Below are 21,723 nucleotides of genomic sequence, written 5' to 3' on the forward strand. Positions count from 1 at the left end.
TTTTTGCATCGGTGCTCGCTCAGCCGACGCGGTCCTGCGGCTCTCGTCCTTCGAAATAGGCCGTGATGTTTTCGACCACTCTCATGCCCATGGCGGTCCGCGTTTCTTCCGTCGCACTGCCGAGGTGCGGCAGGATCGCGACATTTTCCATTTGCCTGAGCGCAGCCGGCACGTTTGGTTCTCCGGCATAGACATCGAGGCCCGCGCCGCGAATAGTTTCGGAACGGAGCGCGCTGATCAATGCCGTCTCATCCACCACGTCACCCCGCGCGGTATTGATGAGGAAAGCGGAAGGCTTCATCAGAGCGAGCCGCTCGGCGTTGATGAGATTGCGGTTCTCCTCCCCGCCCGGGCAATGAAGCGACACGAAGTCGGCCGTCGCCATCACGTCCTCGATGGTATCGAGCTGGCGCGCGCCGTAGCGGGCGGCCTCCGACGGATCGATACGGGACCTGTTGTAGAAAACCACATCCATGTCGAACCCGAAGTGGCACCTCTTCGCCATCGCCTTGCCGATGCGTCCGAAACCGACGATCCCGAGCGTCTTGCCCGTCACCTTGGTCCCGATCATGTGTGTCGGGCACCAGCCTTTCCACTCGCCGGCCCGCAACTGCCGCTCCCCCTCTCCTGCCCTGCGTGCGACGGACAACAGCAGCGTTACCGCAAGATCGGCGGTGCACTCGGTCAAGACGCCGGGCGTGTTCGTGACCACGATCCCGCGTGCGGATGCCGCACGGACGTCGATGTGATTGTAGCCCACGCCGAAGTTGCCGAGGATGCGCGTCCGGATATCGGAACGATCGAAGAGTGCTGAAGGCAACCGGTCCGATACCGTCGGCAGGACCGCGTCATGGGAGGCAAGCGCCTCTCCGAGCGCGGCTTCGTCCATGGCCCGGTCATCAAGGTTGAACGTCGCATCGAAGCGCTCGGCCAGGATGGACTCAACGGCCGCCGGCCAGCGACGTGTGACCAGGATACGGGGTTTGCTCATGGGGAAATTCTCCGTCACGGATGGCTGGTGCTCTGCGACAAAAAGCAAAAAAGCCCGGCGCGCAAGCGGCCGGGCCAAATTTGTCCTGTGTGGGACGAACTCAGTCGCCCCGCACCGGCAGAATGATTACTGGTTTTCGGTGTAGGTGTACTTGCCGTCGTCACCCTTGTGCCAGGTGTACATGACGTAGTCCGGACGGGTGATGTCGCCCTTCTCGTCGAAGCCGAGCTCGCCGATCGCGGTCTTGAACGGACCCTTTGCCTTGACGGCCTCGGCAACAGCCTGCGGGTCGTTGCCGCCGGCAGCCTTGGCGCCTTCCGCGATGACCTGGAGAGCAGCGTAGGAGTAGAGCGTGTAGGCTTCCGGTTCGAAGCCGGCAGCGCGGAACTTCTCGACGAGTTCCTTGGCGGCCGGGTTCTTGCGCGGATCCGGAGCGAAGGTCATCAGCGTACCGTCGACCGCGTCGCCAGCGATCGAGGCAAGCTCGTTCGAAACGATGCCGTCACCCGACATCACAACGGCGTCGAGACCCTGGTCCTTCATCTGGCGCATGATGAGGCCGGCTTCGGTGTGCAGACCGCCCCAATAGACGAGCTTGACACCGGCTTCCTTCATCTTGGCGATCAGAGCCGAGAAGTCCTTGTCGCCGACGGTAACGCCTTCGTAGAGGGCTTCGGTTACGCCTGCTTCGTTCATTGCCTTCTTGGTTTCGTCGGCAAGACCCTGACCGTAGGTGGTCTTGTCGTGAACGACGGCTACCTTGGCATCCTTGAAGTTGGCGGCGATGTAAGCGCCGGCTACGCCACCCTGCTGGTCGTCACGGCCGCAGGTACGGAAGGTGTTCCAGAGGCCCGCTCCGTGAAGGTCGGGTTCGTGGATGCCGGCGTGATCTGGAAGATGCCGTTTTCAGCGTAGATTTCCGATGCCGGAATGGAAACGCTCGAGTTGAAGTGGCCGATGACGAACTTGACGCCGTCAGCGACGAACTTGTTGGCAACCGAGACGCCCTGCTTCGGGTCGGACACGTCGTCGCCGAGGACGATCTTCACCTGTTCGCCGTTGATGCCGCCGGCAGCGTTGATGTCCGCTGCAGCCTGTTCGGCACCCTTCTGGAGCTGTGCACCGAATGCCGCGTTCGGACCGGTGAACGGGCCGCCTACGCCGATCAGCAGGTCTGCCCACGCGTTGCCGCTGAAGGCGACCATGGCGGAAAGCGCAACAGCCGACAATAGAACTTTCTTCATCTTGTTACTCCCGAATTTAAGGCAGGTCGTTTTTGAACCGGTCGCAATACCCACCATCATTGCGCCAGCATCTTTGTACCCGGACCGGCTGTAAGAAGTCCGATCTCGGAGGTTCCCTCTGTTATTTTGATCTCCACGAGAAGGGCGAGGCCTTCTCGTAAAGCCAGTAGTATATGTTGGTCATCTGCCGCGTACGGTAGAAGCGATAGCCGGCCGTAGCAAACAACAAAAGTATGACTGTGTCTACGAAATAGTACTGAAAAGTCAGCATGCTACCTTCGAAGAGCGCGTGATGGATGAACCGGATCGCGACCCCCAGCAACAACACGTAAACGAAGAGTCTGCCAAAGCTCTGCCAGTTTTCCGCGCACGCTTTACCGGTCCGCCATGCGGTCCAGCCACCCATGATGATGCTGATGAACAAAAACTGGAGGAACGATGCTTCCTCGTACAGAATTCCCTGCATGTCAGATACTCCCTCTGGCAGTCATCAGTGGCGCCCGCCTTCAAGATAGGCGGCGCGCACCTCCGGATTGGCCAGCAGTTCCTTGCTCGGACCACTCATCGTGACCTGTCCGTTCACCATCACATAGCCGCGGTCCGAAAGCTTCAGGGCGGCAAAGGCGTTCTGCTCGACGAGGAACACGGTCAGCCCCTGTTCCTTGTTGAGGACCTTGATCGCCTCGAAGATCTGTTTGACGATCAATGGTGCGAGGCCGAGCGAAGGCTCGTCGAGAAGAAGAAGCTTCGGCCGCGCCATCAGCGCGCGCCCGATCGACAGCATCTGCTGCTCACCGCCGGAAAGCGTGCCGCCACGTTGCGCCTGACGTTCCTTGAGACGCGGGAAAAGCGTGAAGATCTTCTCCACGTCCTCGTTGAAGTGCTTCAGATTGTCGAGGCTCGCGCCCATCTGAAGATTTTCGTAAACGGTCATGCGCGGGAAGATGCGGCGCCCTTCCGGAGACTGGGCAATCCGCAGACGCGCGATCTGATGGGTCGGTAGATGCGTGATGTCCTGTCCTTCGAACGTCACCGTTCCCTTGCGGGCCTGAGGGCTGCCGCAGATCGTCATCATGAGCGTCGACTTGCCTGCACCGTTCGCGCCGATGAGGCAGACGATCTCGCCCTTCTTGACATCGACGTTCACGCCGCCGAGGGCACGGATGTTGCCGTAGTATGTCTCGACGCCCTGTACATTGAGGAGGGTCTGGCTCATCAGTGCATCCCTCCCTGGTCGCCTTCTATTGCCTCGATCACCTCTTCGACCTCTTCGTCCTCGACACCCAGGTAGGCCGCGATGACCCTCGGATCGTTCTTCACGTGGTCGGGCGTTCCGTCCGAAATCTTCTGGCCGTATTCGAGCACGATGACGTGGTCGGATATCTCCATGACCACGGACATGTCATGCTCGATCAGCAGGATGGACGTGCCCGTTTCCTGGCGGATGTTGCGTAGCAACTCATTGAGCGCGAGCGACTCCCTCGGGTTCAGGCCCGCGGCGGGCTCGTCCAGGCACAGGAACTCCGGCCCGGTGCACATGGCACGCGCGATTTCGAGACGACGCTGCGCCCCGTAGGGCAGGTCACCGGCGGGGTCATCCGCACGATCGATGAGGTTCGCCTTTTCCAGCCAGTGCTTTGCGACCTCGATCGCCTCCGCGGACTTGCGCTTGTAGGCACCGATCCCGAGAAGCCCGAGGATCGTGAAGCCTGAAGCGCGCATCAGCATGTTGTGCTGCGCCACCAGAAGGTTTTCGAGAACGGTCAGGCCCGAGAAGAGCCGGATGTTCTGGAAGGTCCGCGCGACCTTCGCATGCTTCGTGATCTCGAAATCCGGCATACGTTCGAGAAGAAACGTCTTCCCGGACCTCTGCGTCATCGAGATCATGCCCATGGTCGGCTTGTAGAAGCCGGTCACGCAGTTGAACACGGTGGTCTTGCCGGCACCGTTCGGGCCGATGAGTGCCGTGATCTCTCCGCGACGAGCCTCGAACGACAGGTCGTTGATGGCCATAAGGCCGCCGAAGCGCATGGAGAGATGTTCTACTTTCAGAATGAGGTCATCGGTCATGGTATTGGTCTCGAGGGCCATCAGCCGTGCCCTTCCTTGGTAAAGCTGCCGGACACGCTCTTTCTTTCGCGAAGGAAGGCGGTCGGTTCCCGACTTCCGACGAAACCGCGCGGCTTCCACACCATGACGACGACCATCGCCAGACCGAAGATCAGCATGCGATAGAGTTCCGGCGTGAAATCAGGACCGAAGACGGCCTTCAGGAAGGTCATTTCGCGCAGGAGTTCCGTGCCGCCAATCATGACGGTGGCCGCGACCGCGATGCCGGTGAGCGAGCCCATGCCGCCGAGAACGACGATGGCGAGAATGATTGCCGATTCGAGGAACACGAAGGATTCCGGCGAGACGAAGCCCTGGCGGACAGCGAAGAAGGAGCCCGCAAAACCGCCGAACATCGCACCCGTCGCAAAGGCGGTGAGCTTTGTCGTCACCGTATTGATCCCCAGCGAACGGCAGGCGATCTCATCCTCGCGCAGTGCTTCCCAGGCGCGTCCGATCGGCATGCGGCGCAAGCGAATCGTCACATAGGCCGTGAGCAGAGCGAGGCCGAGGATGAGATAGAAGAGGAAGATCTTGTAGTAGGCGGACGAGAGCGGCAGGCCGAACGACTTGGCGAAATTGTTCGCCGCGCCGACATCGAAGGACCAAATTCCGAAGATCGAAGCCTTCGGGATACCGGAGATGCCCGCAGAGCCTCGGGTGACTTCCGACCAGTTCAGAAGAACGAGGCGAATGATTTCACCGAAGGCGAGCGTGACGATGGCGAGGTAGTCGCCCTTCAGACGCAGAACCGGGAACCCGAGGATCATGCCCCAGAATGCCGCGAGGATACCGGCCATGGGCAGGAGGATCCAGAACGACAGTCCGAAGTGCTGCGACAGCAGCGCATAGGAGTAAGCGCCTACGGCATAGAAGGCGACGTATCCCAGATCGAGGAGACCGGCGAGACCGACGACGATGTTTAGTCCCCATGCCAGCATCACATAGATGAGGATCTGGATACCGAAGTTGTCGACCCACTTCAGCGAACCCTGCACGCCGACGAGAGCAATGGCAATCGGCGGAAGAAGGACGAGGAACAGGATTGCGAGCTTGTTGAAATTCCGGGTGACGAAACCCTCCGGAGCTTCCTGGACCTTCGCAGCCGCCTTTTCCGCTCGACGCGCAGCAACCCATGGGGCGACGTAGGCGACCATAAGGAAGCGGCCCACGGCAGCGACGATGACGAAGATCGCAAGCAGGCCCCACCGTGGCCGGAGCACCAGCTCGTTGCGAATGTTCTGGGTCGTCTCGAGTCCGACGAAGAGGACGAAGAGACCGAGCGAGATGAGACCCGCGAACAGACCCTCGCGTAGAGCCCGCGCCGTCAGGCTGCTGCCGGCGCTTGCTTCATTGTAGGTAATGTTTGCCATGGATTTATACCTTCTCGACTTCCGGCCGTCCGAGAATGCCGGAAGGCTTGAAGATCAGGACGATCGCGAGAATGGAGAATGTCGCGACGTCCTTGTAGTCGATTGTGAAATAGGCCGACCACAGGGATTCGATGAGACCGATCAGAAGCCCGCCAAGCACGGCACCGGGCAACGAACCGATGCCGCCCAGAACTGCCGCCGTGAAGGCCTTGACCCCGGGCACGAAACCATCGGTGAACACCGTCACGCCATAGTACATCAGGTACATGGTTCCGGCCACGGCGGCGAGGCTCGCACCCATGACGAACGTGATCGAGATCGTGCGGTCCACGTCAATGCCGAGAAGGGCCGCCATCTTTCGGTCCTGCTCGGTGGCGCGTTGTGCGCGTCCCAGCGACGTCTTGTTGACGATGTACCAGAAGACGGTGAGCAGGATCACGGTCAGCAGAACGATGACGAGCTGCTTGAGCGAAATGGAGATCCCGAAGACCGAGTAGACCGACGAGACCAGCGGCGGGATCGGCTTGTTGCGCGGCCCCTGAGTCACCTGGATGAAGTTGGAAAGCGTGATCGACATGCCGATCGCAGTGATCAGCGGCGCCAGCCGGAAGGAACCACGAAGCGGTCGGTACGCGATGCGCTCGATCGTCCAGTTCCAGAGCGATGCTGTCAGCATGGCTGCGGCGATCATCACCAGCAACAGAATGACGACGGGAAGCCCCACGAAGACCCCGGTCAGGATCAGAAAGACGATGAGTGCGGCAAAACCGCCCAGCATGAAGATATCGCCATGGGCGAAGTTGATCATGCCGATGATGCCGTAAACCATGGTATAGCCGATGGCTATGAGACCATAAATAGATCCGAGCGTCAGCCCATTGACGAGCTGCTGGACAAAATATTCCATTGCCTATCCCCTGGATGCGATCCGGTGTGGCCGCATCTCTTGTTATTCGAGCTCTTGTTGAACCCTTGTATAAATGGGATTCCATACTGCTTTCGAACGAAAAGGGAAGCCTAAAATGTCTTCGCCCCGAACTTCTTCCCCTTTTTAGTGAATTTGACGATTTTATAGCCGGAAAAATCGAAAAAAATGGCAGAAAAAGCCTGCAAATGAGCACATTGCGGAGAATTCTACGGCGAACACCTTTCTTATCGGCGAAACATCCGGACGTTGTTGAGCGCCGAAGTGCGGGCGGGCAAACACCTGGAGACGAGACCATCGATCTGCCGGAAGGACATAAAATAACCCAAGTGCCCCGTCATGAACACCGCCAAACGATGATGCTGCCTGTGAGTTGAGTGGCTAGGACGATGGGCCGCACTCGAAAGGAATGGTTTATCCTGATATGGTATGCCGTGAACGAGTTGCCGATCGATCGTCGGCGCGATGCGCTGATCGATGCGCCTGCCGGCCGAAGGGCTGGCGCCTTGTGGAACGTTTTGAATTCGAATAAACTTTCCGTTTAGTCTGGCAGTCGGACGGCTGCCACCAGAAACTCGACCGAAGAGACCGCTGACGTGAAGAATGAAACCTTCCCTGCCGTGCCGGAAATCACACCTCCCGAGAACCCCAATGAAAGCAATTTGCTGGACATGGCGAGGGAACGTGCGGCCCGCCGGGCAGAGCATCAGAAGCGTAAACTGATCAAGCAGGCGTCAGCGCCTCGCGGGGCACGGACCCGCTCGATGACGACGAACGTCTGCTCGGCAAGCGCAAGCGGTCGGAGAAATTCACGGCTCAGTCGCTCCTCGAGCTTCCCAAGATCCGCGTCAAGGCGCGCCACCGCTTCTGGGGCATTCTGTCCTTCTTCCTCGCGGTCGTACTGCCGACCGTTGCCACCGGTCTCTACTTCGCCTTCATTGCTAGCCCGCAATACGAAACCGAAGCACAGTTTACGGTGCGCGGAACCCAGGAGGCGTCACTCGGCGGTCTTGGCATTACGGCTCTGGTCGGTTCAACCGCACAGGGCGGCGATTCATATATCGTTGCGGACTATATCCACTCGGCCCAAATTCTGAAGGATCTGAAGGATATCGCCGGGCTCGACATCAGGGAGATCTACTCCCGAAGCAACATCGATTTTTTCTACCGCTCCAACCCCGATGCACCGCTGGATGAGTTCGTGAGCTATTGGCGCGACATGGTCAACGTCAGCTTCAATTCGACCACGGGCAACGTGACGCTTCAGGTCTTCGCGTTCTCTGCCGAAGATGCCAAGTCCGTGACGGACGCCATTCTGACGGTCTCCGAAAAGTTGGTTAACACGCTCTCGGAGGAATCGCGCAATCAGTTCGTGAGCGTTGCCAACCAGCAGGTCGCGCGCGCTGAGGACCGTCTCAAGCAGGCCCGCAACGCCATCACCCAGCTCCGGCAGAGCGAACAGGCGGTGGATCCGACGGCTGTCGCGTCGATGGAGTCTTCCATTATCGGAGAGCTGGAGAAAGAGCTCGCCACACTCAAGACCCGCTACAAGGCCCTGGTTGACACCATCAGCAAGGATGCTCCTTCGGCCAAGGTGCTTGACCGCCAGATTGCGGCCCTCGAGGCCCAGCTTTCGGAACAGAGGGCTCGCGTCGGTTCGGGCAGTGCGACCAAGACTGCACGCGACGGGACCGAATCTGCCGGCAATAATGTCTCGGAAGTTATCGACAGGTTCTCCGAACTGCTCGTAGAACAGGAATTCGCAACGAAGGCCTACACGGCGTCCCTGGCATCGCTCGAGGCAGCCGTGCAAGATGCACAGAAACAGGAGCGTTACTTCGCAACTTACGTGCAGCCGCGAGTTCCGGAAATCGCCCTTTACCCGGAACGCGGCATGAACACCTTGCTTACGCTGCTGGCGTTCACCGCACTTTGGCTGATCGGTTACTTCGTCGTAAGGTCCGTCAAGGACCACGCAATCTGACGCTCAGTGGCGAGTTGACGGGAACAGAACATGGCGACCCATGTCGTTGAGAAGGATCTGGCCTACGCTCTGAAGGAGAACCTTCGCGTCATTTCGGCGCTGGTGGTGCGGACCGCTGCTACGCGATTTGGAGAGAGCAGGTTCGGCATCGTGTGGACGCTTGCCGAGCCGGCCGCGTATGTGGGCGTCTATATCTTCCTGCATGCTTTCGTGAAGGAAGCGGTTCCCTTCGGGGACAGTGCACTCTTGTTCCTGCTGTCCGGAGTGTTTGGTTTCCGGATGACTCGAGGCATTGCGCGCAAGGCAGAAAAAGGTATAGCCCAGAACCAGCCGATGTTGACCTATCCGCTGGTCCGCCCGCTGGATACAATCGTTTCGGCGTTCATCCTCGAAGCGATCATCTGGCTGATCATCTGTGCGCTCTTCATCCTGTTCATGGCACATGTGCTCGACCGGAAGATCATCGTATTTCCGATGGAGTTTGCCACCTGCATCCTGGCAATTCTCTACTTTGCCTTTTCGCTCGCCCTGTTCAATGCGGTTATCGGGACGCTGGTGCCACTCTGGGACACTCTGTTCAGCATGATGAGCATGCCTTTGATGCTCATTTCCGGCGTGTTCTTCGTGCCGTCACAGCTACCGCCGGACTTTCAGGCCGTGATATCGTGGAACCCCTTCCTCCATTGCGTCGAATGGTTCCGGTCGACGACCTACCTCGACTATCTGACGATCCTGGACAAGGGATACCTTCTTGCCGTTTCGACGGGACTGCTCATGACGGGGCTTGCAGCGGAACGGATTTACCGAAACAGGATCATGAGCGAATGATCATCTTCGACAGGGTCAGCAAGGCCTTTCCCCGTCCGGGCGGCGGCAAGAAGGTTATCCTGAACAATTTCACTGCAGCCTTCCGTCCAGGGATCAATGTAGGGATCCTGGGACGCAATGGCGCGGGCAAGTCCACGCTGATGAACCTCATGTCTGGTGGCGACATGCCAGATTCCGGGCGCATCATCCGCGAGGGGCGGATTTCATGGCCTCTCGGCTTCAAGGGCGGCATTCACGCTAAGTTGACGGGCACCCAGAATGCCAAGTTCATTGCCGATATCTATGGTAGGAACTGGCGGAAGGTGATCGACTTCGTCACGGATTTCGCGGAACTCGGCCCCTACATAGACATGCCGGTGAAGACCTACTCCGCAGGCATGCGAGCACGCCTGGCGTTCGGCATCTGTATGGCAATCGGCTTCGAATATTATCTGATCGACGAGGTGATCGCCGTCGGCGATTCGACGTTCAAGAAGAAGTGCAAGGCTGTCTTCGAGGAACGGCGGGAGAATGCCACGCTGCTCCTCGTTTCTCACTCGTCCGCCCTTCTGCGCGCTTTCTGCGATATCGGCGGCGTGCTCGCCGATGGGGAGCTGACCTTCTACGATGACATCGAGGAAGCGATCCAGGCGCACGAGGACAATCAGAGCCGCAGCGAGCGGAACCGGATGCAATCGGCATAGCAAGTAGCTTCGCCTGCCGAGCCTTCGATACGCAGTCATCTACGACACCGGGATCTCGTTCACCAGCCAGGTACACTGGGGTGGAACTACCCGGATTTTCCCCGCGTCCCCCTGCCCCGCTATGCTATCCCGTGCCCGCAAGATCGGGCGGCTGCACAGCGGAGAATGTCGATGCCGGATCAAACCGCAAACCTTGAGCTTCCCTTCATCCTGCAGTCGCAGGCGCAAAAGCATGTCCCTCACAACGAGGCCCTGCAAAAACTCGACGGCATCGTTCAGCTTGCGATTGCCGGCTTTCGCGACGCGCCGCCGGAGGCCCCGATCGAAGGCATCACATACGGGATAGGCGCGGTGCCTTCCGGCGAGTGGGTTGCCGCTGCAGGTATGATCGCAATGTGGCAGGACGGCATCTGGAACTTCGTAGCTCCGCGAAGAGGCTGGCTTGCCTGGCACACCGACGAGGAACGGCTCTATGTTCACGACGGCGCGAATTGGCGGGCCTTCGGTACCCTGGGTACGCTGCCGATGCTGGGGATCAATGCCACGCCGGACGCAACCAACCGCCTGGCCCTTTCCTCCGAGTCCACTCTCTTCTCGCATGCGGGTGGCAGCCATCGCCTCAAGATCAACAAGGCAGATGCATCGGACACGGCATCGATCCTGTTCCAGTCCGATTGGAGTGGCAGGGCCGAAATCGGCCTGACGGGATCGGGGAGGCTGTCGGTCAAGATCAGCACAGACGGAACCACCTGGACGGAGGCCCTCACCGTGACGGACACGGGCCACCTCGCGACGCCCCAGAGGCCAATCGCACGGGCGCATCTTTCCGCCGGAACGTTCAGTCCGTCGGATGGCAGCAATACAGGTTTCTCCTCCCTTGCACTTGCGGCGGGAGGCTTCTCACTGGGAGACGCGATTGCCGGAGGGACAGGAAATCGCCTTGTCGTTCCCGTCGATGGAGACTACGAGATCCATCTGACAGTTCTCACCTTGGATACCGGACCATCGAAAACCTCGGTCGTCGTCAACGGAAACGATGTGGTCGCTGATACGGGAGCAGTCGTTTCGATCGGGGCGGGAAGAAAGATCACGACCGTCGCCATGGCCCGCCTTCAGAAAGATGACTGGATCTGCTTCAGACACGAAGGCAGCGCGAGCCTGCAATTTGGATACAACGCGACGGAACTGCAGATGGTCGCTCTGTCGTAAGTTCGACACGCGAGAAAGGCGGCCCGCGAGGACCGCCTCCACTCCTAACTCACGTCCGTGTGCGCGTTGCCCGTCCTGGCGGAAACTCGGTAACGACACGGTCCCGGGCCGGCGCAGCAGGTACGGGTACGGACTGGCTCTTTTTTTCTGCCTTTCCCTTCAGCAGTTCGAGAACCGCGGCCGTCGCGAGTTCCATGCCGTCACGCACATAAAAGTCGCCGGCCTGGAGCGATTCCCGTGTCAGCCACGAGAGGTAATTGCGGCGAACCTCGTAGGAAGCAGTCTTCCCGCCAGTCCAGAACTCGTCGAGTTCGATGCCCTTTCGAACGCAGAAGGCAAGCTCCGGGTTTCGATAGATCGCATGCCCCATCACAGCGAGCGGCACGCCGTGGAAGATCGCTGACAAGCCCGATGTGCTATTGATGGTCACCATCCCGGCGGCATGTCGCGTCAGGAGACCCATCGATCCGCCGTCGAGAATATGCACCCGTTCGGCAACGTTGTTGAGTGCGCTTACCTGGCGAATAAAGTGGCCATCGCGGCTGTGCCCGCGCTCCATCGGGTGGATCTTGAAGACCAGCTGGTAGCCGGGCGGTGCGTTGCGCGCAAACGAAACGATCGATTTCAGGATCAGCTTCTGATTGTTCCAGCTTCCTGCAGCCTGCCCGAGCTGGCTATCGTCGTGCACCTGCAGCGGGATGAGGAAATACCTGTTGTCGTGATCCTCAAGCAGGCGTTCCACGAGGCGATAGTTGTGCCCGAGATTGCGGAACTTTCTGTAGTAGTTCTTCAGCCAGTAGAATCCCTCGGAAACCAGGGTCCTCTTCTGCTTGTGGAACAGCTTGCGTTCGCTAACCGTGGAAAACAGCCCACGCACGGAAAAATACAGAAACGCGAATGTAGCCATCGCCCCGAAAGAGGATGGGTAGGCAGTAACCTTGCCCGAATCACGCGACGATGCCGAGATCTTCTCTGGCGCAAGCTGCCCGGCAATCGGCGAACGCCAGTTGTTGCCGCCGAATTCCATGGTCACATAACCCGGACGCAGGTATCCTTCCTCGAGGCAGAGTACGGGTATGCCGTTCTCATGACAGCAATCGATGGCGACCCGATGTGCGACACGTTCGCAGCCGAACAGGACGACATAGTCGAATGCGTTCTCGATCACGAACTCCGAGAACCACGCCTGCCACGCATCGCGCGAACCCGAGAAGTTGAGAGTCTTTTCGCTGCGGGAGAAAAGGCGATCGCCGGCATTGAAGCATACTCTCCACGCGTCAAAGCCGTTCGCATTGAGATGCGCCTGCGCCTTCTTGAAAAAGGGGCCGACGGGTCCCTGCAGCAGAAGCACGCGCAGTTCGCTCTTCGACGGAAACTTGCGCGAGGGCCGACGACGGAAATTCAGGTGGACGAGACGCGAAGATCTGCTGTCCGGGGAATTCCTTCCCTCTTTCCTGTCCCTGTCCCGCCGCTCCGGTGCGTCGTCTTTACTCGCCATGTCAAATGAACTTTGTTTCCGCGGCTGCTCGACCGAAATTTGCGCAGATCCTTACATACTCCTTCCGGCTTTTCAACCGAAGGAAGTAGATACTCCCACCTAGTAGCGTCCCTGCCTCTACTGGTCGTTTTTTATTTTAGTCGACCATCGCGCAGCTTTACGGCCACGCGATTCACCCTTTGCGCCACGAAAGTGACAATCGCGTGGCCGGGCGACGTTTTGCGCGACCGATTCGCTGAAAATGCGCCGACGATCTCCTCGGGCCGGCACGGCATACCACTCAGGGGATGAATGTAAAACGGATAAAGAATGAGCGCGGCCGCCACGAGCATATCGAGAGTGATTCGCCGCGTGCGGCGCTCTATCGGCAGACGGTCATCGGTTAGCCCCCACCCGGCATAGAACGGCAGGCCGTGCACCCCGGTGGCCTTGCCGCGCAGCAGCGCCTCGAAGCCCGCAAGCGACGTCATGGTCTCCACACGGTCCGCCCAGCCGATCCAATGCAGGATATCGCCGCTTCGCACCACGAGATCTGCTGCGTCCGGGACACGTCCCCCGAGCGCAAGCCGGACGTTACGTCCGGATGCTCCTTGTAGACGACGAAGGCGCCGGGATAGCGCTCGCGAACCGCCGACACGAGCACGGCATTGCTGCGGACGATCGGCGAACCATAGCGTATGGAGGCATCCTGTTCGACTTGTCCCGGCACGAGTATCTTGAGGCGCCCTTCTTCGACGGCCGGCAGTTCGGCAATCGTCCCCAGGTTGTATTTCGAGACGCCGCGCTCCACGAGAAGCCGGACAAGATCCCGCGAACGCGCCAGCAACGCCTCCTCGAAATCGTGTGTGGAGATGATGCGCTCCAACTCGCTCTCGCCCCGGGCGTCATAGTAGACATGCTCGCCATCGAGAGCGAGAGAAGACGGGTAGGTCAAATTGACCCCCAGGCCTTTCGACCGGATGAAGCCGTCTTCGAGCCGCACGCCGTCGACGCCCGGCGGAAGCGAACGCTCAGAGCCCCAGACGGCCACGATGCCGTTGTCGCGATGCGCTGCTTTGGCCGCCTCGGTTGCTCGCCGGCAGTGAACCGGCGCGCCGGCTGCGCCGCGAAGAAACGGCGTGGTCGCCCTTCTTTTCCAGGGCGAAAAACCGGCCGTGTAGACCTTCCTGTCAATCCTGTTGCGCTGGTCACGAACAGCAACCGCCTGTTCGATTGCATCTTCCAAGCTGCATGGGAGCCGCGTGTGAAGATCGAGATAGCTCGAATAGCGGAGAAAGGCTGCGTGGAAGATCTGTTCGACGGTGGCCGCCGGCCGCTGCACCTGGCGGGAACCGTGATCCGTCGTGACGCCACGGCCCGAATAGTACGTCACCCCGAAGCAATGCACGGGACGACCTGCCATCAGCGCCTCGAAACCGAGTTGGCTCGACACCGTATAAACGCTGTCCGCCTCCTCGATCAGCGGCCAGGGGTTCATTCGCTCCGGCACGACGATCGGGATACCGGATTTCTGGGCGGCCTGGCGAAGCAGGCTGCGATCCCCGGCGGCCGGGTGCGTCCGCACCACGATTGCCTTTCCCGGATTGTGCGCTGCGGCGTGCTCCAGCATGCGGGCGAAGGTTCCGCTTTCGGCGCCTGCAGCCGCGATCGATGCATCGCCTGCAACCTGATCGACCAGCAGCACAAAGGGTTTGCCCGCCGGGATTCCCGCCTGTCTGAGCCCGATCATCGGCCCGTTGTTATATTTCGTCAGCCGCTGCGAACGTAAGGAATGAATGAGCGAAGAGGCGCGAAGCTCCTCTCCCGGGTCGATATCTGGAACGCGGAGCAGGTCATCGAGATCATTGGGCAGCATCGTCTCGAAGTAGATGCCGCGGCGATCGACCACGAACGAATGAGACGGCTCCTCCTGCCCCGGCCAGAACCCCTTGAGAAACCCGTCCTCGATGGTAATCGCCGGCTTTCCGAGGCGTGACGCAAGAGCCGTGGCGCGAAGGCCGGACGGTCGCCGGCCCCAGCCGACGAACCCGTCGACACCACCCGCGCCGCCCCACGGCCACAGCACGATCCTTGCTTGAAGAAGCTGTGAAATGTCCGATCGCAACCGCCACAGTCCGGTGGAAACGACGGCATAGGTTCTGCGCTCGCTATCCGTCACGCTCTTTCCAAAATCACAATCGTTGGCGAAAGCATCGCCCCAGGTCAGGACCTAGCTACCAGCATGCTCATACCACATCCGGACCGTTTTGGCTGTCCGCCGGATTTTCCCGGCTGAACGCCTAATTGTCGAATGCGAGCTGGAAGTTTCGCGAGGCAGACGCGGTCGTCGACATCATCGTTGCGAACTTCTGGAAGTCGGTAGCCGGGTGGCGCGACAGATAGATGACGTCCTTGTTCCGGACCGGGAAATTCTGCGCAACCATGTAGCTCTGGGTCTGGCCGAGATCGAGCCTGTAGACGATCGGATATCTGCCTTCGCTGTCCGCTGTCATGCCCTTGGCAAGCAGATCGCGGAAGCGGTCGTCGCCCACGACGTTGCGGTAGGCCCGCTCGTACTCGTAACGGAAGACAAAGTAGCCCTTCGGATCCGCGGTGGTGATGTTGCCGCCGCCTGCCAGGGCGGCTGCTTCGACGAGACTGACGTTCGCCGCATCGAAGCGGATCTTTCCGGTCTTTTCCGTCTGCCCCAGCGCAGAGAAAGTCTGCGGGTCGTAAGTCACGTAGATCTGGTCGCCCGGCCGGACGAGAATGTCTTCCTTGGGATTCTCGACGATGCTCTGGAGCAGCACGGTACCCGTGCGGTTCCGCCGCTTGAGGGTCACGTAGGTGTCGTAGGGCGCCTTCTGCGGCCCGCCGGCCATTGCCAGCGCTTCGGTCAGATGCGCCTCGCTGAGGCCGAGCGGCACGACCGAGGGTTTGCCGACATCTCCCAGAATGGAAACGGTTCGCGACTCGTTGCCGTCCAGCGACACGATCACGTCAGGCTCGACGGCCTTGGCCTTCAATGCTTGCACGATCGTGTCGCGCGCAGAATCGAGCGTCATGCCGGCGAACCGGACCGAACCGACGTAGGGAATCTGGCCGCGGCCATCCGGCTGCACGACAACCGGGATCGAGGTAGACTTGCGGTCGGTGGTCGAGAACAGGCCATCGGGGCCTGCTTCGAAGATGGTGACCGCGAGCTTGTCGCCAACGCCGATGACGGGCGTTCCGGTGGGACCGCCGAAACCGAAGGTGCTGGCGAGACTCGGGCGGCCGAGCGCGGTCACACTGCTGGCGACGCGCTGGTCGATATTCACCACATCGAAAACGATGCGCGTTTCGGGAATCTGATAGGTCTTGCCGCCGGCGCCGGAGGTGAGAACTTCCGCGGTCAGGGGACCATCGCTTGGCACAACGCAACCGGAAACAGCCAAGAGTGCCGTGCCAGCCAACATGCGCACGAGAACAGACGCAGTAACCGTTCCCGACTCGCCCGCATACTTAGTTCTGATCATAACAATGCAATTCCCTTTGGCCGCGCTCGCTAGAGCACTGTGCCGAACTCTGACGAATGTTCGCATCCATTCCGTTAACGATGCGGAAGACCAATCTCTCACCGTCCGTTGCGCCAAGCCTTCCCGCGCAACCCCAATACCCCAACATGGAGCAAATCCCTTGCACATTCGTTACGGCAAGAAAAGTCGATTTGTCGGCTCGCCTTGTTTTTCAAACTCTTTCGATGGCGGTTCCCGTGCGGGTGCGGTAAAAAAATCGCAATCTTCCGAGGTCCGCTACACCTTGCAAAGGCGACGAAAGCAAGGCCGCTGCGATCAGCGACAGCATTCGGGGCGAATCGCCTCAGGATCGAACCCGTCTCATTTCGGGATCGTAGAGTGGCTTGAGATGAATGGAACACGCTACGCGGCGCGTCGCCACTTCGAGCTCATAGCTGCCTGACAGAGCATAGGCGGAATCGACACCCGCCTTGTTGCGGAGGTAGCCGTAGCCGATGGCCTTCCCGAGCGTATGGCCGAAGCCGCCACTCGTCAGCCAACCGGCCCTTTGCCCGTTGCGGTAGATGGTTTCCCTCCCCAGCAGAACGACGCTTGGATCGTCAGGAACCAGGCAGACGAGCATCTTGGAAACGCCTCGCTCCGACTGTGCCTCCAAAGCGCCGCGCCCCCTGAAGTCCAGCGGCTTTCCGAGCTTCACCGCCCAGCCAAGGCCCGCCTCTATCGGTGTATGGTCCGGCCCGATGTCCGATCCCCATGCACGATATCCTTTTTCCAGGCGGCAGGTCTCGATCGCCCGGTATCCGGCGTTGATCAACCCCTCGGCTCTGCCGGCAGACATCAGCGCCTCATAGACGGCCAAGGCATCATTCACCGACACATGAAGCTCGAAGCCGAGCTCTCCAACATATGTGATGCGCAAGGCACGAACCTCGGTGCCCGCGATGCGGATCGCCTTCCAGCTTCCGAATGGCAGGGCCGCATTGGAGACGTCGTCGGATGTCACCCGCTCCAGGATACGCCGCGAATTCTGCCCCATCAGGGAGAGCACGGAAAAATCTGCGGTAACGTCGGAAAGTTCGGCGCGCAAACCCGCCGGAATGTTCCGCGCAATCCAGTCAAGATCATGGGTTGCGAAGCCCGTTCCGGTGACGATGTAGTAGGCATTCTCCGCGAGGCGGGCAGCTGTAACGTCGCATTCGATGCCGCCGCGATCGTTGAGCATCTGGGTGTAGGTAAGCGAACCGACGGGACGCCCAACGTCGTTGGCGGCGATCCATTGAAGCGCGGCTTCCGCGTCCGGCCCCTTGAGGAGATACTTCGCAAACGAAGTCTGGTCGAAGATCACGGACGCCTCGCGGACAGCACGATGCTCGCGCGCGACCGCGTTGAACCAGTTCGGCCGCTCGAAGGAATAGCTGTCGCTGGCGACCTCGCCTGCTGCCAGATCGGCAAACCAGTTCGGCCGTTCCCAGCCGAGCTTTTCCCCGAAACAGGCCCCCTGTTGCTTGAGCCGTTGATAGAGCGGCGACGTCCGGGACGGCCTTCCCGTCTCGTACTCCTCATTCGGCCAGGCAATAGTATAATGGCGACCATACGCCTCTAGCGTTCTCCGGCGGACCCAGTCGGTATCGAGGTGCGAACGACCGAACCGGCGGATATCCACGGGCCAGAGATCGAAGGGCGGCTCGCCCTTGTGCACCCACTCGGCAAGCGCCATGCCGGCGCCGCCGCCTGAAGCGATGCCGAATGCGTTGAAACCCGCCCCCACGAAGAAGTTCCTGAGTTCGGGAGCCTCCCCGAGGATGAAGTTTCCATCCGGCGTGAAGCTTTCCGGCCCATTGATCAGTTGCTTGACGCCGGCCGATTCGAGCGCGGGAACACGCGCAAGCGCCTGCTCCATCAGTGGCTCGAAATGATCGAAATCAGGCTGAAGCAGGGAGAAATGGAACCCCTCGGGAATGCCGTCCACTGCCCAGGCCTTCGGGTTGGGTTCATAGCCCCCCATCACCAACCCGCCGACTTCCTCCTTGAAATAGGTGAGACGGTCGGGATCGCGCAGCGTCGGCAGGTTGGACGGAACCCCGAAGGGCTCCGTGACCAGATACTGGTGCTGTACGGGCACGAGCGGGACGTTCACCCCATGTTGCGCGGCAAAGGCGCGGGTCCATTGGCCGGCGCAGACGACGACGCGCTCGCACGCAATGCGGCCACGATCCGTGATGACAGCGCGGATACGCCCATCTTCCACCTCGATCCCGACCACCGCCGTGTCCTCGAAGATCGAGACGCCCGCCATGCGCGCACCCTTGGCAAGTGCCTGGGTTATGTCCGAGGGATTGGCCTGGCCATCCGTTGGCAGGAATGCCGCACCAACGAGATCGTCCGCCTTCATCAGCGGCCAGAGTTCCGCGGCCTCCTTCGGCGTGAGCAGTTGCATATCCAGTCCGAAGGAATGCGCGGTCGTCGCAAGGCGCTTGAGTTCCGTCCATCTGTTCTCGTTGCAGGCGAGCCGCAGCCCGCCATTCATCTTCCAGCCCGCTGAAAGCCCCGTCTCGGCCTCCAGCCTGCGATAAAGATCTACGGAGTAGCCGAGAAGCTGGGTGATGTTGGCACTGGTGCGCAGCTGGCCCACAAGGCCAGCCGCGTGGAACGTCGTCCCGGACGTGAGCTTGTGGCGCTCAAGGAGAACCGTGTCGGTCCAGCCAAGCCGCGCCAGATGATAGGCCGTTGAACAGCCGATAATCCCTCCGCCTATGACAACCGCCCTCGCCGCATCGGGCAAATCCCTGGTGGACATGTTCCTTACGCCTCCCGGAAGTCGTCATAGGAGCGATGGAAACGGCTGAGATTGTCGGCCGTGTAGGCCGCATAGTCGAAATCGATCGCGGAATAGAGTTCGGAGACCATGCTCCACATCGTCTCGCGCAGCAGCGAGGCGCATTTCATTGCCCGATATCGCCGCATGAAGCTGTCGGAGACGGAGGTATCGAAATAGGCCTCAAGCAACCATCGTTCCTGCGCCTCAGAGAGCTCGTTGTTCGAAGCGAGCCCGCCCAGATCGAAGAGCGGCGAGTTGTATCCGGCATAGTCCCAGTCCACCAACCACAGCCGATTGCCGTCATCGAGAAAATTGGCCGCCAGCAGATCGTTGTGGCCGAAGACGATGTCATACGGTGACGCGGCCTTTTCGAGGAGGCGCGCCTTGCCGAGCAGATCGGCCAGCAGCGGAACGTGGGGGCTGCCGGCTTCGGTCAGTGTCGCAGCATAGTCCTCGACCACGTGAAAGACCCAAAAGAACGCTGCCGCACCCCGAAAATGCCGTCCCACTTCCTGGTGGCATCGGCGCAGAAGCGTCACGATCCGCTCCAGGTAGAAAGGATTCCTGACGTCCTCGGGTCCAAGCGTCCGCGCTGCGATGTATTCGAACACCAGAATGCCGGGTGCATGATGAACGAGGGCGGGCGAAAGGCCAGCCGCATGGGCTGCCCTGCTTGCAGCCAGTTCGTTCGCGCGACTGATATGATGAACCGGGATGTCCTCGCCAATCCTGACGAAATATTGACCTCTCCCGTCAGACACGAGATAGTTGCGGTTGGTCATGCCTCCGGCGACCGGAGATACGGCCACATCGCCCTTCCAGATCGGGAGCGACTGAATTTTTTCTCGAGCAAGCGCCTCGCTGCCGCCTTCCACTTTCGTCCCCGTCTGGCACCTCTGCCAGACCGCAAGTTCCTCCAGTCCCACATCACTGTCAAGGACATCCCACATATTGTAACGGAGTTTTGGTTTTTTGTTGCAATTTGTTGCTGCGAGCCCTTTCCAGCGCTAACATCATCAAAAGATGGCGCAGGCCCCTTCATCGTCCTCGAAAATTGACTTACGACACTCGCAAAAGTTCATACCAGTCAATTGCCTTGCTGCACGTCGGACGGAACCGAAGATGAACGAAAACACCCCAGCACTTTCCAATCATCGCGAACGCGAGATCCTGGATGAGCTTCGCCTTGCCGGCGGCTCGAGCCGGATTCAGTTCCTTGCCGAACGGCTGAACGTTTCCGAGGAAACCATCCGTCGAAACATCCGGTCGCTCGAGGCAAGTGGCCTTGTGACGAAGGTCCACGGCGGGGTTCATATCACGGAAGGGGTCGCGGAAAAGCCGCTCCATTTCCGCATGAACGAAAATCCCGAAGCAAAGCGGGTCATCGCCGCCAAGGTCGCCTCGCTGGTGCAGAACGGCGACACGATATTCCTCGACATCGGCTCCACCACGGCTTTCATCGCGGTGGCGCTGCAGAACCATCGCGATCTTCTCGTGGTCACCAATTCGCTGTCGGTTGCCCATACCCTCGCCGCGCGCAACGGCAACCGCATCTTCTTCGCCGGCGGTGAATTGCGGGGGCACGACGCCGGCGCCTTCGGCAGCGAAGCGTCGAAGTTCATCGAGCGCTTCAACGTGCGCATCGCCATCCTGTCGGTCACCGCGATCAACGCGAGCGCCGGCTTCATGCTGCAGGACATGCAGGAGGCGGAGATTTCGCGCGTGGCAGCCCGCCACGCACAGATGCGCATCATCGTCGCCGACACGCAGAAGTTCGGGCGCACCGCTCCGATCACTATCGGCGATCCCAAGGACTACGACATGCTGGTAACGGACGGCGAGCCGCCGGTGGAGATCGGTCAGATGCTTGCGTCCAACTCGATCGAAGTGGTCATTGCCTGCAGTCGCCACTCCTGACAAAGCGGGCAACGCGAACATCCGAGAGGGGAGCTGCGACCTGAACGGATTCGCAATCGCGACCGCTGATCACTCCTACACCCTATCCTGTCATTGACGCTGATCGCCCGTCCACGGAGCGCGCACGTCGCAGCCTTCCAAGAAATGGAAAGGCTGCCGAACCGAAATCAGCGGACCTTCTGAGAAGATCGCGATGTCAGCGCGGCAGCCTTGTCTCCTGCGACCTTCATTGGGGCGCTATTTTTATTCTGGTCCCCTCTGGACCGCTAAAAGGGAAGCAGGATCCGTGCCAGTCCGGAAAATGGCGCGAATCGAGCCTTGAAACCTGCACAAAATCAACCTCGCGGCGCGCCGAGCCCAGGGAGGGAGCAAGACACTGACTACTTTTTCGGCGTCCGCCCACCAATTGCAGCACCAGAATGACTCCCCAACGCATCGATGACCTCAGGCGCCCAATTCCGCGGCAGGGGGACGATCTGCTGCAATTTCCGGCAACTGGGATCGGAAAAATTTGACCAAACGATAAATATTTGTTCATCCGGTAAATTTATCTCAGGGGCCGACACAACAACGAATTGTTTTTATTGAAATATTCTAGATGGCACGGAACCTGCTTCTCCTTCGATGACGAAGCAACGCGGCTCAGT

Annotated in this window: 18 protein-coding genes and 1 pseudogene; 6 read left to right on the top strand and 13 right to left on the bottom strand. The window is 60.0% G+C overall.

Annotated elements, in window-relative coordinates; genetic code table 11:
* Window positions 1-19: 19 nt before the first annotated feature.
* From F3Y30_RS19775 to F3Y30_RS19805, 7 genes and pseudogenes are all read right to left on the bottom strand, one after another.
* Window positions 20-991: a D-glycerate dehydrogenase gene (locus tag F3Y30_RS19775; RefSeq protein ID WP_203424365.1), complete on the bottom strand. Its 972-nt coding sequence runs from the start codon at window positions 989-991 to the stop codon at window positions 20-22.
* Window positions 992-1,117: 126 nt separating this feature from the next.
* Window positions 1,118-2,235 (bottom strand): annotated as a pseudogene (locus F3Y30_RS19780) (branched-chain amino acid ABC transporter substrate-binding protein).
* 121 nt (window positions 2,236-2,356) lie between these two features.
* The gene (locus F3Y30_RS19785; protein WP_203424366.1) at window positions 2,357-2,701 is read right to left on the bottom strand and encodes a DUF6867 family protein; all 345 of its coding nucleotides are present in this window, start codon (window positions 2,699-2,701) and stop codon (window positions 2,357-2,359) included.
* Window positions 2,702-2,725: 24 nt separating this feature from the next.
* On the bottom strand, window positions 2,726-3,451 hold the full coding sequence (locus tag F3Y30_RS19790; protein ID WP_203424367.1) for an ABC transporter ATP-binding protein: 726 nt from the start codon (window positions 3,449-3,451) through the stop codon (window positions 2,726-2,728).
* On the bottom strand, window positions 3,451-4,326 hold the full coding sequence (locus F3Y30_RS19795; protein ID WP_203424368.1) for an ABC transporter ATP-binding protein: 876 nt from the start codon (window positions 4,324-4,326) through the stop codon (window positions 3,451-3,453). The genes F3Y30_RS19790 and F3Y30_RS19795 overlap by 1 nt, the downstream gene beginning before the upstream one ends.
* The gene (gene livM / locus F3Y30_RS19800; protein WP_203424369.1) at window positions 4,326-5,717 is read right to left on the bottom strand and encodes a high-affinity branched-chain amino acid ABC transporter permease LivM; all 1,392 of its coding nucleotides are present in this window, start codon (window positions 5,715-5,717) and stop codon (window positions 4,326-4,328) included. Before livM ends, F3Y30_RS19795 begins: the two co-directional genes overlap by 1 nt.
* A gap of 4 nt (window positions 5,718-5,721) precedes the next feature.
* Window positions 5,722-6,624 carry a branched-chain amino acid ABC transporter permease LivH gene (locus F3Y30_RS19805; protein WP_203424370.1) on the bottom strand — a complete coding sequence of 301 codons (903 nt, stop codon included), beginning with the start codon at window positions 6,622-6,624 and terminating at the stop codon, window positions 5,722-5,724.
* A 26-nt stretch (window positions 6,625-6,650) separates the two neighbouring features.
* Here F3Y30_RS19805 and F3Y30_RS19810 point away from each other — a divergent pair, with 26 nt between their 5' ends.
* From F3Y30_RS19810 to F3Y30_RS19830, 5 genes are all read left to right on the top strand, one after another.
* On the top strand, window positions 6,651-7,019 hold the full coding sequence (locus tag F3Y30_RS19810; protein WP_203424371.1) for a hypothetical protein: 369 nt from the start codon (window positions 6,651-6,653) through the stop codon (window positions 7,017-7,019).
* Window positions 7,020-7,618: 599 nt separating this feature from the next.
* A complete protein-coding gene (locus F3Y30_RS19815) occupies window positions 7,619-8,626 on the top strand; it encodes a hypothetical protein (protein ID WP_203424372.1) in 1,008 nt (335 codons plus the stop codon).
* A 30-nt stretch (window positions 8,627-8,656) separates the two neighbouring features.
* On the top strand, window positions 8,657-9,454 hold the full coding sequence (locus tag F3Y30_RS19820; protein WP_203424373.1) for an ABC transporter permease: 798 nt from the start codon (window positions 8,657-8,659) through the stop codon (window positions 9,452-9,454).
* Window positions 9,451-10,137, top strand: coding sequence for an ABC transporter ATP-binding protein (locus F3Y30_RS19825; protein ID WP_203424374.1), 687 nt, complete (start codon window positions 9,451-9,453; stop codon window positions 10,135-10,137). The genes F3Y30_RS19820 and F3Y30_RS19825 overlap by 4 nt, the downstream gene beginning before the upstream one ends.
* Window positions 10,138-10,308: 171 nt before the next feature.
* On the top strand, window positions 10,309-11,346 hold the full coding sequence (locus tag F3Y30_RS19830) for a DUF2793 domain-containing protein (RefSeq protein ID WP_203424375.1): 1,038 nt from the start codon (window positions 10,309-10,311) through the stop codon (window positions 11,344-11,346).
* Window positions 11,347-11,395: 49 nt separating this feature from the next.
* On the opposite strand, the gene F3Y30_RS19835 is transcribed toward F3Y30_RS19830, so the two are convergent.
* The 6 genes from F3Y30_RS19835 to F3Y30_RS19860 form a co-directional block, all read right to left on the bottom strand.
* Entirely contained in the window at window positions 11,396-12,844 is a 1,449-nt protein-coding gene (locus F3Y30_RS19835) for a hypothetical protein (protein WP_203424376.1), read from the bottom strand.
* 131 nt (window positions 12,845-12,975) lie between these two features.
* The gene (locus F3Y30_RS26645) at window positions 12,976-13,314 is read right to left on the bottom strand and encodes a hypothetical protein (RefSeq protein WP_281435406.1); all 339 of its coding nucleotides are present in this window, start codon (window positions 13,312-13,314) and stop codon (window positions 12,976-12,978) included.
* Window positions 13,311-15,002, bottom strand: a complete 1,692-nt coding sequence (locus F3Y30_RS19845) for a capsular polysaccharide biosynthesis protein (RefSeq protein WP_203424378.1) — start codon at window positions 15,000-15,002, stop codon at window positions 13,311-13,313. The genes F3Y30_RS26645 and F3Y30_RS19845 overlap by 4 nt, the downstream gene beginning before the upstream one ends.
* 121 nt (window positions 15,003-15,123) lie before the next feature.
* Complete coding sequence (locus F3Y30_RS19850; protein ID WP_246752815.1) at window positions 15,124-16,341, bottom strand: polysaccharide biosynthesis/export family protein; 1,218 nt, start codon at window positions 16,339-16,341, stop codon at window positions 15,124-15,126.
* A 343-nt stretch (window positions 16,342-16,684) separates the two neighbouring features.
* On the bottom strand, window positions 16,685-19,138 hold the full coding sequence (locus tag F3Y30_RS19855) for an FAD-dependent oxidoreductase (RefSeq protein WP_203424379.1): 2,454 nt from the start codon (window positions 19,136-19,138) through the stop codon (window positions 16,685-16,687).
* 5 nt (window positions 19,139-19,143) lie between these two features.
* Window positions 19,144-20,109 (bottom strand): phosphotransferase, encoded by a 966-nt coding sequence (locus tag F3Y30_RS19860; protein ID WP_203424380.1) that lies wholly within the window; start codon window positions 20,107-20,109, stop codon window positions 19,144-19,146.
* 172 nt (window positions 20,110-20,281) lie between these two features.
* Between F3Y30_RS19860 and F3Y30_RS19865 the strand changes: the two genes are divergently transcribed.
* Window positions 20,282-21,076, top strand: a complete 795-nt coding sequence (locus tag F3Y30_RS19865) for a DeoR/GlpR family DNA-binding transcription regulator (RefSeq protein WP_203424381.1) — start codon at window positions 20,282-20,284, stop codon at window positions 21,074-21,076.
* The last annotated feature ends 647 nt before the right edge of the window (window positions 21,077-21,723 follow it).

The organism is Sinorhizobium sp. BG8, assembly GCF_016864555.1.
Classification (GTDB): Bacteria; Pseudomonadota; Alphaproteobacteria; order Rhizobiales; family Rhizobiaceae; genus BG8.

What these genes read in the sequence shown, in the direction of transcription:
- F3Y30_RS19775 (WP_203424365.1), bottom strand. Translation starts at nt 991, where the DNA reads ATGAGCAAACCCCGTATCCTGGTCACACGTCGCTGGCCGGCGGCCGTT.
- F3Y30_RS19785 (WP_203424366.1), bottom strand. Translation starts at nt 2,701, where the DNA reads ATGCAGGGAATTCTGTACGAGGAAGCATCGTTCCTCCAGTTTTTGTTC.
- F3Y30_RS19790 (WP_203424367.1), bottom strand. Translation starts at nt 3,451, where the DNA reads ATGAGCCAGACCCTCCTCAATGTACAGGGCGTCGAGACATACTACGGC.
- F3Y30_RS19795 (WP_203424368.1), bottom strand. Translation starts at nt 4,326, where the DNA reads ATGGCCCTCGAGACCAATACCATGACCGATGACCTCATTCTGAAAGTA.
- livM (WP_203424369.1), bottom strand. Translation starts at nt 5,717, where the DNA reads ATGGCAAACATTACCTACAATGAAGCAAGCGCCGGCAGCAGCCTGACG.
- F3Y30_RS19805 (WP_203424370.1), bottom strand. Translation starts at nt 6,624, where the DNA reads ATGGAATATTTTGTCCAGCAGCTCGTCAATGGGCTGACGCTCGGATCT.
- F3Y30_RS19820 (WP_203424373.1), top strand. Translation starts at nt 8,657, where the DNA reads ATGGCGACCCATGTCGTTGAGAAGGATCTGGCCTACGCTCTGAAGGAG.
- F3Y30_RS19825 (WP_203424374.1), top strand. Translation starts at nt 9,451, where the DNA reads ATGATCATCTTCGACAGGGTCAGCAAGGCCTTTCCCCGTCCGGGCGGC.
- F3Y30_RS19830 (WP_203424375.1), top strand. Translation starts at nt 10,309, where the DNA reads ATGCCGGATCAAACCGCAAACCTTGAGCTTCCCTTCATCCTGCAGTCG.
- F3Y30_RS19835 (WP_203424376.1), bottom strand. Translation starts at nt 12,844, where the DNA reads ATGGCGAGTAAAGACGACGCACCGGAGCGGCGGGACAGGGACAGGAAA.
- F3Y30_RS26645 (WP_281435406.1), bottom strand. Translation starts at nt 13,314, where the DNA reads ATGACGTCGCTTGCGGGCTTCGAGGCGCTGCTGCGCGGCAAGGCCACC.
- F3Y30_RS19850 (WP_246752815.1), bottom strand. Translation starts at nt 16,341, where the DNA reads ATGATCAGAACTAAGTATGCGGGCGAGTCGGGAACGGTTACTGCGTCT.
- F3Y30_RS19855 (WP_203424379.1), bottom strand. Translation starts at nt 19,138, where the DNA reads ATGTCCACCAGGGATTTGCCCGATGCGGCGAGGGCGGTTGTCATAGGC.
- F3Y30_RS19860 (WP_203424380.1), bottom strand. Translation starts at nt 20,109, where the DNA reads ATGTGGGATGTCCTTGACAGTGATGTGGGACTGGAGGAACTTGCGGTC.
- F3Y30_RS19865 (WP_203424381.1), top strand. Translation starts at nt 20,282, where the DNA reads ATGAACGAAAACACCCCAGCACTTTCCAATCATCGCGAACGCGAGATC.